7 protein-coding genes and 1 pseudogene are annotated in these 12,269 nt (G+C 60.0%); 2 read left to right on the top strand and 6 right to left on the bottom strand.

Annotated elements, in window-relative coordinates; genetic code table 11:
- The first annotated feature begins 176 nt into the window (after window positions 1-176).
- The gene (locus ACFFWD_RS29600) at window positions 177-563 is read left to right on the top strand and encodes an SAM-dependent chlorinase/fluorinase (RefSeq protein WP_376971410.1); all 387 of its coding nucleotides are present in this window, start codon (window positions 177-179) and stop codon (window positions 561-563) included.
- Here the strand turns inward: ACFFWD_RS29600 and ACFFWD_RS29595 are convergent.
- The 6 genes and pseudogenes from ACFFWD_RS29595 to ACFFWD_RS29570 form a co-directional block, all read right to left on the bottom strand.
- Window positions 549-1,723, bottom strand: a pseudogene (locus tag ACFFWD_RS29595) (integrase core domain-containing protein). The gene ACFFWD_RS29600 and the pseudogene ACFFWD_RS29595 sit on opposite strands and share 15 nt — an antisense overlap.
- Before the next feature lie 581 nt (window positions 1,724-2,304).
- Window positions 2,305-3,846, bottom strand: a complete 1,542-nt coding sequence (locus tag ACFFWD_RS29590; protein WP_376971358.1) for an ABC transporter substrate-binding protein — start codon at window positions 3,844-3,846, stop codon at window positions 2,305-2,307.
- A 343-nt stretch (window positions 3,847-4,189) separates the two neighbouring features.
- Window positions 4,190-5,425 (bottom strand): serine hydrolase domain-containing protein, encoded by a 1,236-nt coding sequence (locus ACFFWD_RS29585; protein WP_376971356.1) that lies wholly within the window; start codon window positions 5,423-5,425, stop codon window positions 4,190-4,192.
- Window positions 5,422-8,706 carry an ATP-binding protein gene (locus ACFFWD_RS29580; RefSeq protein WP_376971354.1) on the bottom strand — a complete coding sequence of 1,095 codons (3,285 nt, stop codon included), beginning with the start codon at window positions 8,704-8,706 and terminating at the stop codon, window positions 5,422-5,424. The genes ACFFWD_RS29585 and ACFFWD_RS29580 overlap by 4 nt, the downstream gene beginning before the upstream one ends.
- Window positions 8,707-9,240: 534 nt before the next feature.
- Window positions 9,241-11,019 carry an adenylate/guanylate cyclase domain-containing protein gene (locus ACFFWD_RS29575; RefSeq protein WP_376971352.1) on the bottom strand — a complete coding sequence of 593 codons (1,779 nt, stop codon included), beginning with the start codon at window positions 11,017-11,019 and terminating at the stop codon, window positions 9,241-9,243.
- 265 nt (window positions 11,020-11,284) lie between these two features.
- Entirely contained in the window at window positions 11,285-11,767 is a 483-nt protein-coding gene (locus ACFFWD_RS29570; protein WP_376971350.1) for a GNAT family N-acetyltransferase, read from the bottom strand.
- A 286-nt stretch (window positions 11,768-12,053) separates the two neighbouring features.
- Between ACFFWD_RS29570 and ACFFWD_RS29565 the strand changes: the two genes are divergently transcribed.
- The gene (locus tag ACFFWD_RS29565) at window positions 12,054-12,176 is read left to right on the top strand and encodes a hypothetical protein (RefSeq protein WP_376971348.1); all 123 of its coding nucleotides are present in this window, start codon (window positions 12,054-12,056) and stop codon (window positions 12,174-12,176) included.
- Window positions 12,177-12,269: the final 93 nt, after the last annotated feature.

Raw genomic sequence — 12,269 nt, 5'->3', positions numbered from 1 at the left:
GAGGGTTGCGTCCGCCGAGGGGGCAGGGGCATGCTTGAGAATAGGTGGAAATCCGACGCAGCAAGCGCAACACAATGACATCGAAACTTTTCAACTAACCCACTGATATCATTGGCGCGTATAATGCTCGACCCCATTGCAGCAGGACGTACAGAGGTTAGCTGGCAACTTTGATTGTGCTGTTCACGGACTTCGGGTTGCACGGCCCGTATGTGGGTCAGATGAAGGCGGTGCTGGACCAGGTGGTGCCGGGCATATCCATTATTGACCTGTTTGCTGATGCGCCGGTTGGAAACCCCAAGGCATCGGCCTATCTGCTGGCGGCCTATGCCGCATGGTTTCCGGCGGGTACCGTTTTTCTTGGCGTCGTCGATCCCGGCGTCGGCGGGGCACGCCCACCTGTCATCGTCGAGGCCGACGGCCGCTGGTATGTCGGCCGGGCAACGGATTGTTCGAACTGGTCCAGCGCCGCGCCGGACAGACGCGGAGCTGGCACATCGACTGGAGGCCGGAGTGTCCGGCCCGGAGACATAGGTAACAGGTCGTACCTAAGACATGGGTGACAACCTCGTGCCGAACGGGTTGTCGAGGGGCTGCAAGGTCTTCTGCTCCAGGTCGAAGTATCCCAAATCATAGTGCATGAAGCTGACGAGCCAAATGCCGTCGTCGACCTCCTTGATGCCAAGCTTTTGTCCGGCCAGCACGATCGAGAGGTTGATCCGCTTGCGATGCAGGCAGAGCCGTCCGCAGGCGGTTACAAGCACCTCGCGATCGTGGAACGGATAGGTCAGTTCCGGCAGGCCGGCATAGCGACGCGTTGAGGCGGTGTAGAGCTCGGCAGGGCACTTCATGTCGAGGGCCTCGTGCGGCCGCTCGGCGTTGAACTCGCGGAGGAAGGCGTCGAAGCGCTCCTGCTGCTGCAGGCTGTTGGCGCCCGGTGGTCGGGTGGTCTCCTTTTTGAGCGTGAGGTGCATGCGCTCGTGACGGCCGTTCTGCTGCGGATGCCCCGGCTTGATGCGTTCGATGGCAATGCCGAGCCGAAGCCACCACACCGAGAGCTTTGAGAGATTGAACAAGGCGTTGGGACTGGCGAAGGGCACGCCGTTGTCGGAGCGAATGGCCAGCGGCATGCCACGCTCGCGGAACATCCGCTCGAAGGCCGCAATGGCCGGCTCTTCGCGGGTGGAATCGAGCGCTTCGCACAACAACAGGAAGCGCGAGGCATGGTCGGTGACGGTCAGCGGATAGCAGTAGCGGCCATTGCCGAGCTTGAACTCGCCCTTGAAGTCCGCGCACCACAGATCATTGGGTCCAGCGCCCGCGGACAGCGGCGTGCCGCGCGCGCGGTGGCGCGGCACGCCGCTGCCGCGTTTGACCAAGCCATGGCGATCGAGCACCGCATGAATAGTGCTTTTGGCGGGAATCCTGCTATCGCCATCGAGCCGCCGGACCAGCAGTTCACGGATCTTGCGCGCGCCCCAGTGTGGCTTCTCGGCCTTGAGACGGACAATCAGGCCCTCGATTTGCTCGGGGAGCTGATTGGCATAGCGCACCGGCCGCCGCGAACGATCGCTCAGGGCCGCCAATCCCTGTTCCTTGTAGCGATCGAAAATCTTGTAGCCCGTCCGAACTCCCGACAGACATCGGTCATGGCTTCCCCATCCAGAAGCCGGGCAACGAAACGAAGGCGCTCTTCCATCACCGAACTCGCTCTCCACGGCATCCACACCCCCCGCCAAAAAGCGAAAAGTGTAACCCATGTGTCCGGTACGAAATGTCACCTATGTCTCGGGCCGCTCACGTAACCCTTTGATTTTCCACACTTGGCCGATCGATGTGTCTACAAGAGGGATGTCCCATTGATACATCCTGGAGGTCGATCGATCAACGATGCAGCGTCTCCGGATTAGAGTGGCTGACTGAAGATCGCAGTGTCGGTGGTTCGATTTCGCCCCTGACTATTTCAGAAATTGAAATCGTTAGGGAATTTGCACCCGCGCTTCGACCTGGAATCGAACCCCCGCCTGAGAGAAAGTCCATCAATGTATTGCCGGCGTCCAAAAACTGCATGAGGGCGTCATTCGATCACCTCGTCGGCGCGCGTCAGAAGACTGGGAGGAATTTCCAACCCAAGCGCTTTGCCAGCTTTCAAATTAAGAAACCCGATCACGAGCGCGAAGGGTAACCATCATCAATTCGAACACCGACAACCGCTCGCAGCGACGCGATCACGAACGTCAGCCACGAAACGGCGAAGAGAACGGGCACCAAATAGAACAACCTGAGGGCGAGAAATTCCAGCGTTCATTCCAGCCAGACGCTGGAGACGTCGATCACTCCACCATGGAGCTTTGGAAGGTCCTTCAGCCTGCTGGCGGAAATGGCGTAGTAAGTGTTTTGGAATGCCCAGAACCAGATCGCCTCTTTGTTGATCAGCCGGCTGACAGCGCAGTAGTCTTCAGTGCGTTTGTCGATCTCGGCCGTAGACCGCGCGTGTTCGAGCAATCGGTCCAGTTCCGGATCGGAATAATTTGCGAGCGCGACCGGGCTGCCGGTGTGGAAATTGGCAAACATCTGGGGACTGGGATCGGGGAAATCGACGATGCGCCACGGCGTCAACTGAAATTGCCGCATGAAGGCGCGCGGTGGGATGGTGGCCTGATCGACCTGCTCAATCTCCATATTGACGCCAATCTGCTTCCAGAACTGCTGGAGCACCTGCCCATTGGTGCGGCCGCGCGGGGTTGCGGTGGCGATCATCTTGAATTCGACCGGCTGCCCATAGTCCTTGATTAGCGCCTTCGCCTTCTCGACATCGTAAGGCAATGCGCCGTCATCCTTGCACTTTACCCAGGAGCCGTCGCCGTAGGGATTGGTAGCTGGTCGGCTAAGACCATTGGTCGCCGCCTGCGACCACTTCTTGCGGTCGAGCGCCATGACGAGGGCCCGCCGCACGCGCACGTCGTCGAAGGGGGCGACCTTGGTGTTGAAGGCCCACACCTGCGCACCGGACCCGGTATAGGTGTGCACTGTGAGCTTCGGGTCCTTTTGCGCCTTCAGGATGTTGTCGGCGTCGTATTCGTCATCCCAGATGATATCGGCTTCGCCCGACTGCAGGCTGGCGAAACGCGACTGCGCGTCCGGCAAGGGTTTCAGGATAATCCTGTCCAGATAGGGATGACCCTTGTTCCAGTAGTCCGGACTCTTTTCCAGCACAATGCGGTCGCCTGCGGTCCACGATTTCAGAATATAGGGACCGGTGCCAACTGGATTGCGGTTGTAATCGTTGCCCTTGGTCTTCCAGGCTGTCGGCGAATGGACGACGTTGGTAGCGCTTGGAAAACTCAGATTGGCCGGCAAGGTCACCGCGGGATCGTTGAGGTTGTAGACCAGCGTCAGCTCGTCGGGCGCCTGCACGTCGCGGACGCCGGAAATGTAGAACGCGCATCGGCATTTGTTGGCGGGATCCTTCCAACGGTCGAAACTCTCCTTCGCCGCTTGCGCGTTAAACGGCGTGCCGTCATGGAATCTGACGCCCGGGCGCAGCTTGAAGGTCCACGTCTTGTAGTCGTCGGAATGTGTCCAGGACAGCGCAAGCTTCGGCTGCGGCTCGCCCTTGTCGTCGAGATAGGTCAGCGTATCAAAAATTGCGGCAGCGGCTGTTTGCGCCGAGGTATCGAACACGCCGACTTTCAGTGGATCGAAGCCGGGAATATCCAATTCCTGGCCCACCGTAATGCTGCCGCCCTGCTTTTGTGCTCCAGCCGTTCCCGCCGCAACGAGCAAGGTCGCTCCGACAGCAAGCGCGGTCCGCAGAATTGCGGACAAACAGGTTCTCTTTTTCATTGATAATCCTCCTCTTGAAGCAACGATGCCTGAGCGCGCTGCCTCTGTTCCTCTCGCGGCAGGCGCCTGCCAGAGTGCAAAAGGACTCCGAAAAAGGAGGGGTCCGAAGGAGAGTAGGATTTGAAAAACCAGGTCGCCTGACCGGCGCCGTTTGTTGTCCCCGCGACGCTTCGGGAGCTACGAGGGAGAAAAAATAAACGTTAGCTCAATCCTGGGATGGAGTCATCCTGCTCGACAGTGGCACGAGTGATTATTTTGGAGGCGGAAGCGTTGAGACACGAAACACGAACGAATCGAGCCATGTATGTCTGGAGCTAGTGGGCAACGTTGCCCGAACAATTCCTCAGTCAATGATCGCCGCATGGACAGCGTTTTGGAGCAGGTCCGAGTTCGTCGTGTACACTCCTCGCTGCAGCCGAGGCGAAACGCTGAGGTAGACGCCAACCACTTCATGCGCAGGATCAGCCCAGAGGCAGGAGCCTCCATTACCGATATGGCCAAATGCCTCCAGTGACAGGATCGATCCATTCATTCTGAACCGATCGCCCTCTCCAAAAATGGCGAGGCCGTAGCCGTAGCCGCCGGCGAGGATTTTCACATCGACCCGCTCACCGGTCGCCGGATTGATCCAGGGAAAGATCCAGGGAATTCTCCTGTCAACCTGGTGTCGTGTCATGGCAGCGACGCTGGCAGCGCTGAGGATCTGCTGTCCATCGTACGAGCCTTGATTGAGCAGCATCTGCAGGAATATCGCGAGGTCTTTGGCCGTGGACGAGGCACCGCCTGATCCCAAATCGAGCTCGTCACGTTCAGGAGAATCGATCCCGCCATGCATTGGGTTCGGTTCGGTGGCAGGCATTCCAGGCACGCGATACACACGTCTCTCGCGCAGCGTCGAGGGCAGAAGAAAGTAACTGTCGTGCATGCCGAGGGGCTCAAACAGTCGCGATCTCACAAACTGCCAAAACGGCTGACCGCTGACGCGGCGGACAATGTCGCCAAGCAGGTTGTAGCCGAAATTGGAATATATACAGGCCGAGCCTGGGCGATGCGCCAGCGGTGCTCCGGCGGCCAACCGTATTCTCGTGTTGAGTTTCGGATGCTGACCGGGTCCGGGAGGAGGCAAATTCGGCGAGCGCTTGGCGGTCGCGTCGATAAAATCGCCCAGCTCGAGATCGTCGATGCCTGCAGTATGGCACAACAAATTGGCCACTTTGGATTCCGCAAGCCACTCCATCTCTGGGAGGTCAAGCTCGGGGATGTAATCGGCAAACGGCCGATTCAACCCGATCAGTCCATCGTCGACCAGGCACATCACTGCCGCCGCTGTGAGCGGCTTCGCGCATGATGCGATCGGAAAGATGGAATCGAGTTTCAAGGTCGGTGTGGTGTCCTCCGGACGACGCACGCCGAACGCTTCGTGAAGCACAATGACCCCGCGTCTGGCCACGAGGACCACCACGCTGGGAGTGTCGCCACGCTGGACCCAGCCCCCAATAAGCTGCCGCAATCTTTGTATTCGCGTGTGATCCATCCCGACATCTTCGGGCGCTCCTTCCCGTAAGATATGAGCTGTCATTTGCTTGTCTCCTTCGCCGAAATCAGATCTTTTGCAATTCGCTGGGATAGAAATTGGGAGCGAGCCGAACTCTCATGGAATGTGTCCGCGATGCTCATCAGCAGGTCTATTGCGGCGCGACGTGCTTGGTTCGCCTGACCGCGCCCGAGCCTCTCCAACGCGACTGCAAGAGACGCATGCAGGCGCCAAGCGAGAGATTGCCAGCCAGCCGGCGCAACCACGTTCAATGCCATCTCGACTGCGCCACAAACCTCGGAATAGCGCCCGACAGCGACCAATGCTCGAATCCTAAGGTCCTCAGTTAGCCAATAAGCACGCGATAGACCTTCGGCCTCAAGCCGTGGAAGGCGGCGTGCACATTCTGCAAGAGCTCCATCGGGATTGCCGGCGAGGAGCCGTGCCGCGACAAGTGCCTCATCAACAAGCTGTCCTCCGGCGGCCTCAATGGCTGCCCGCACCTTTGCCTCGTCGGTCCCATCGGCAAAGCTTGCCACGATCGCCGAGGCTAGCAATCCGTCAGCCCAGGGAATCATCCACGCGCGCTGCAATTCTTTCGCGTCAGCGAAGGCGCGCGGGACATCGCGAATGACGCGCTCAAAGTCACCTGCGCCCGCGTACCAGAAAACCCGGCCGAGCCGTTGGAAAGCCTGACCGAAGGGATGATCGTCATCCGCCACTTCCTGGTCGAGGGCCTGCCACGCCTCATCAAAGCGGCCGAGATCGACAAGCGCGAATGATTTGATCGTGCCATACTGGACGGGCGGAATGCCCAGCCGTCTGGCCAGCGCCGTGCCTCGATCACAAGTCGCGATGCAGTCTCTGAAGCAGCCGGCTCGCCAATAGGCCCACATGGTCTGAAAGAGGTGTTCATTGAGCGCGATGAGATCGCCACGCCGCTCCAGGGCGGCGGCAATCCGCTCGATATCACCTCGACGCGCCGCAAGAGTGCCCAATCGCTGCACGGCCCGCAAAGCGTCGATCTCGAGCTCGTCGTCGCTCAGCTCGCGAGCAATCGCCAGTGCCCGATCGGCGTTGGCGGTCGCCTGCGGCCGGAAGTTCGGGTCGAAATCAGCGTGCCAGTGCGTCGGGATCAGCGCGCGGGCTTCGCCGTGACGGTCCGCCAGTCGAACGGCGAGCACGCGCGCACGCTCAAGCGCCTCCAGCGATTGAGCAATTGCGGGACGATGATCCAGGCCAACAACATAGTAGGCGCGCCCGAGCCGCAGGAGCGCTTCCATTTCCTCGGCAGCGGCACCCTCTTCTGCAGCCTCACGCATTGCAAGTTCCAGATCGGCCGCGGCCTCGCGGCCCCGGAACAAGCCCATGAGCAGCTCGCCGCGTGCTCGGAGCGCTGCGCGGCGGGTGGGCCCTGCGCCAGCAAGTTCGGCCGCCCTTGCGAAATACGCCAACGCCTCAGGCGTTGCGAGGTGGGCTGCCGCCGATCTGCCAGCCTGTTGAAAGTACTTCGCCGCACGATGATGAGCGCCGGCCTGCGCCAAATGGTAGGCGAGATCGCTTACATGCTCGTCGAGATTCCCGGCCTGCAGCCGTTCGATCGCGTCGGCGATACGCTGATGCAGTCGCTGCCGTCGCGCAAACGCGAGCCGGCCGAGCAGCGTCTGCCGAATTTGCTCATGCGCGAAAACATAGCGTGGCCGTCGGCCTTCCTCGGCAACTAATAATCGGGCACGCTCTGCCTGCTCCAAGGCATCTAGCAAATCATCTTCGGTTTCCCCGGCGACTGATGTCAGAAACTCGAAAGTAAACGTTCGGCCAATGCACGCAGCAGTGGTCAGGACGCGCTGCGCAGTTTCACCGATCCGGTCGATGCGATGGCCGAGCACCAATCGAATTGTTTCAGGTACTTCGATCTCGCCGATCTCGACCTGAGGGAGCCATCTGCCACCCGCGTCCGTTAGCCGATGTTCCTCGACGAGGTGGCGATAAACCTCCTCTACAAAAAACGGAACTCCTTCGGTCTCGGCATAAATCAGCCGAACGAGCTGTTCGGGAGGATCTTGACCGGACAACGACCTCAACATCCTCGCGACGTCGTCCACGTTCAACTGCTTGAGCGCAATACGCGACACGGAAGGGAGCCGCGACAGATGCTCGATGCCAAGCGCGAACGGGTCCTCGCGGCTGAGATCAACGTCACGATACGTTCCGATCACGAGGAAAGCCGTGCGCGCAGCGCGTCGTGCCACGCTTTCGAGCAGTTGTGTCGTGGAAACGTCTGCCCAGTGCAGGTCTTCCAACGCGAACAGCATCGGCCTGATAGTCGCCGCGCGCTCGAAAAAATCGCACACACTCTCAAACATGTAGTGGCGCGCCTGGTCGGTCGGAAGCGACAGCTGCGGAGGTAGGTCAGGATAGGCAAGGCGCACTTTGGGAACGAAACGAGCGATCTCAGGACCGGCATCGCCCATAGCTTCCTGAAAGACGTCCCGGGCAGTTACTGCCAGTCCGTACTCGATCGCCTCGACAAACGGCAAATAGGGCGGCGCGCCCTCCATGTCGGAGCAGTGCCCGCGAACAACAAACATGTCGCGCGCCCTTGCCTCGACCGCGATTTCGTCGACCAGTCGCGTCTTACCGATTCCTGCTTCGCCAGCGATCAGCACGACACCTCCCGCACCGCCCATCGTGCGGTCCATTGCGAGACGCAGCAGCAATCGTTCCTCCGAGCGACCGACATACGGCGTGCGACCGCCGGAATATTCAAGGCTCGGCCTGGCATCGACAAAGCTCGCGCCGCCGGTATGGTGGCGCCAAGTCACTTCCCACAGCCGCCAGCGCTCGGGAAATCCCTTGAGTCGAACCCGCTTATGATCCCTGAAGCCCACATCTTTTGCGGCCCCGAGAACAGTTCGGACGACGTCCGAGACCAGGATCTGCTCGGCATCGGCCTTAGCCATAATACGGGCAGCCGCATCCACGCTGGTTCCGAAAAGATCGTCGCCTGCGCGAATCGCTTCACCAGTGTGCAATCCAATGCGGACTTTGACCGGTTGGATCGGATGTCGCTGATTGTAATCGTGCAGCGCACGTTGGATGCCGATCGCACAGTCAACAGCTTTCCGCGCTGATTCGAATGCGGCCATGAAACTGTCGCCGCTCGTCTTGATCTCGCGACCCGCACAAACGCCGAGCTGTTCACGCACGATATCATTGTGCGCGTTCATGATCTCGTGAGCACCAGTGTCACCATGATGCTGGCGCAGGCTGGTTGAGCCAACGACATCGGTAAACAGCACCGTCACGGTCGTCGTCTCGGTCATGACCCGTCTCTATCCGGGGTCCAGTCCAGCAGCGCCGATCAAGCGGCCTGGGGCTACAGTCCTTCAAATGAACCGACAAAAATCGCAAGTAGCCAATCGACCGCGACTGCCAAACGCATCGCCCTGGACAAGTGACTGAAATCAACTTTTAAAATGATACCGCTTTTGCCGCTAAGGGGGCAACTGGCGGTGCATCTTGCTAGCACCGTTTAGGAGAGATGCGCGCATTCACCAAGCAGCAGAAGGAGCTTCTCGGCCCAAACTCCGGACAATTTAGCATGCCGCACTGGTAACAGGGTACAGCTACCCAAGTAGGGCAGTGGGCGCATGACCAGGTTTTGTTGGACCGGCGGTGATCGCCTTTGAGGCTTTACGCTGAGAATACTTGTGCCGACCATTGATGTCCGAGGTGGCGTCAAAACAGTCGGTAGACACCCGCCCGCCAGAAGTGCCGTCTACCCCTGACGGCGGACGTGCTCTTCATTCGCTCACTTTGAGCAGCATTGGAGCGACCTCGATCCTAAGGAGGTCCGATCACTCGGGCATCCCGGCCTTGCGCAGCCCCTCCTCGATGACCCCGGCGATGTACGGAGCAAAATCTTCCACTTCCCTGAGATTGGAAATGCGCCGGTTCGGCTCGAGCTGGCGTAGGCGCGTTAGCATCTTTCGCGCTTTTTCGATCCGCCCAGCCAAGGCATTGCTCGCCGCCGCGAAGCGCAACGCAGGCAGATAGTCCTGATTACTATGCAATGCATTTTCAGCCCAGACAGATGCCTCGTCATAGCGGCCGGAGTAGAGATGAGCGAGCGCCGTGGCCGTTTGCATGGCATGCATGAATGGATCGAGTGGGCTCAAACGCATCGCCGTTGCAAGATGCTCAATGGCGATTTCCGGCTCGCCAAGCCGGATCCTCGTCCAACCGCTGTAATGCCATGCCGCGGCCAAATTCGGGTTGAGCACGAGGGCACGATTGATGAAGGCGGCTCCAACATCGAGCTCGCCCACGACGCGCGCGAGTGTGCGACCTCCGAGCGCGAGCGCGACGGCATCATCCCTCCCCAAGTCCACTGCGCGGCGCGCAAGGCGGCCGGCCTCGGCAGCCTCTTCCGCCTGATCGGCCATCCAGCCATTGATCTTGCGGAGCAGGTAGCAGAACGCGGCCATGCCATACGCGACGGCGAACTCAGGGTCGAGTTCAAAGGCCTTACGGAACAGCCGAAGCGCTTCGCCATTGGCAGCTTTCGTGAATCGATAGAGGCTCGCCATTCCGTGCAAGAAATAGTCGTGCGCATCAAGGTTCTCGGTCGGCTTGCGCCGGGCCCGCTCTATCTCCGCTTGCTCGAGTTTTGGCGCAATCACGCCCACAACCCGGGTCGTGATGCTGTCTTGCAGGTCAAAGATATCGTCAATTCCACCGTCGAAGCGATCAGCCCAAAGGTGTCCCGCCGTTGCCGCATCCACGAGCTGGCCGGTGATGCGTATGCGATTGCCTGCCTTCCGCACGCTGCCCTCGAGCACATAGCGCACGCCAAGCTCGCGCCCGACCTGCTTCACGTCGATTGAGCGCCCTTTGTAGGTAAAGCTCGAGTTGCGGGCGATAACGAAGAGCTGGTGGAATTGCGACAGCGCCGTGATAATGTCCTCGACCATCCCATCCGCGAAGTATTCCTGCTCGGGATCGCCGGACATGTTCTCGAACGGCAGCACTGCGATGGAAGGCTTGTCCGGGAGTGGCGGAGCCGCACCTAGCCGCTCGGTCGGCGCGCGATGCGCTCCCGCGCGGACAGCGTAGGCGCGGACCGGTTTGGAGATGTTCTTGAGCCGCTGCTCGCCGCGATCCTGGAAGCCAACGTCCAGCTTGCCCTCGACCTCGTTGTAGACCTTGTCGGAAATCACGATGCCGCCCGGATCGGCGATCCCCTCTAGTCGCACAGCAATGTTGATCCCGTCGCCAAAAAGATCGCCGTCAGCCCGGACGATAACCTCTCCGAGATTGACCCCAATGCGTAACCTAAGGGAGCTTCGGCCTGACGCGATGCTTTCCTGTATCTCCACCGCGCATCGCAGGGCAGCCGACGGACTTGCGAACTCGGCTAGAGCGCCATCCCCCGTTGTCTTGACCAGGCGGCCTTCGTGGCGGGAGAGGCCGGGCTCGATCAACTCTCGCTTGAGCCGCTCGAACTCGGCGTAGGTGGCTTCCTCCGCCCGCTCCATGAGCGCCGAATAGCCGACCACGTCCGTGGCCAGAATGACAGCAAGCCGCCGTTGAACACGCTCTTGGGGCAAGGCCGCCCCCAAATATTCAAAGATCAATTTGCTGGTTATCAAATCACACCAATGGGTTGTTCCGCTAGCTGCTTTCTCGGGTCGAAGCGGTCACGGGCGTGCCAATCCGCATCACACAGGCCGAGAAAGTGATCCCTCGGGTGACGGCAGTGTTCTAGCCGCCCATGTCCGAATCGGGGTCATTCGCGTCGATCTGGCCGCACGCCAGCCATTTCCGGTCTACCTCGAACAGCCGACATGTGGACGAACGCTGGATTTCGTCGGTACGGGCCAGAAGGCGACGTGCGAGCCATCATGCGTCGCGAGGAACGATGTAGAGCAGATGAGGCAGTATAAGCTCTGGAGAATAATAAAATGGCCCTTCGCCGATCCTGATGGCTCCCATTCGCTTGTAGAAGCCTTCTGCCGAAGGTTCGGCGTAGATCATCAGGGCACCGGCTTTCAGCTCCTTGGCACGCCCGACGGCCGCCTCGAAAAGCACCCGGCCAACGCCGCGTTTCCAAAACGGTGGATCGACAAAGATGCCGTCGAGCTGCGCAATGCCCAGAACTGCGGTTGGCGTCACTGTCACAACCCCAACTGCCTCTCCAGCCTCGTCTTCCGCCACTCGAACATAGCCACCGGTGATCAACGGCATCGTGACGGTGAGTGCCGGCATCACCCGGTCGATGAAGGCCTCGTCGTACCCTGCTTGTGCGGTAGCGCGCACGCAGAGGCGCGTGAGGCCGCGCTGGTCTTCCGGCTTGGCACCGCGAATTGAATAAAGTTCCGCCATCTAACAGATCGATCGAAAGATGCCGTCCTGGCATGTGGGAACGCCGAGACCGGTCGCAAAGGGTCAACCGCGCCGTTCAGCCTCGTCCAACGGCAAATCACGGGTTTATTGCCAGACATCGGTCCGATGTTCACGTGTATTGCGGGCGTTTGGCCGTTGAATGGAGGTCCGGCATGAGCGAACCCGTCGAGAGCAATCCGGGAACAATCCTTCGCTGCTCCTTACGATGTGCGCAAGCTCGTCGTCACGGGACGTCTTCATCTGCGATGAATGCGTCGAGTTATCGATGACCCTCGTTCGCGACGAGGGCGGCGCGTTCTACCTGCGCAGGCCGGCCGAGTACCGCAAGCTGGCGGAGGATAATGTCCGCGTCGCGGAAGCAGCGGGCGTTCCCCGATTTTCTGCTTGACAAGGCGGTCTTAGACGGCTTGCACAACAAGGGGCCCCGTCGGTAGGTATCGCGGGAACCTCCTCGATTTCGACCCGTATGGCGTTCCAATCA

Origin of the sequence: Bradyrhizobium erythrophlei, from assembly GCF_042430365.1 — a bacterium.
Classification (GTDB): domain Bacteria; phylum Pseudomonadota; class Alphaproteobacteria; order Rhizobiales; family Xanthobacteraceae; genus Bradyrhizobium; species Bradyrhizobium erythrophlei.
Note: the sequence above shows the minus strand (reverse complement) of the source record. Positions and strands in the feature narration are given on the sequence as shown.

Coding starts and splice junctions, on each gene's coding strand:
- ACFFWD_RS29590 (WP_376971358.1), bottom strand. CDS start 3,846: ATGAAAAAGAGAACCTGTTTGTCCGCAATTCTGCGGACCGCGCTTGCT.
- ACFFWD_RS29585 (WP_376971356.1), bottom strand. CDS start 5,425: ATGACAGCTCATATCTTACGGGAAGGAGCGCCCGAAGATGTCGGGATG.
- ACFFWD_RS29580 (WP_376971354.1), bottom strand. CDS start 8,706: ATGACCGAGACGACGACCGTGACGGTGCTGTTTACCGATGTCGTTGGC.
- ACFFWD_RS29570 (WP_376971350.1), bottom strand. CDS start 11,767: ATGGCGGAACTTTATTCAATTCGCGGTGCCAAGCCGGAAGACCAGCGC.
- ACFFWD_RS29565 (WP_376971348.1), top strand. CDS start 12,054: ATGACCCTCGTTCGCGACGAGGGCGGCGCGTTCTACCTGCGCAGGCCG.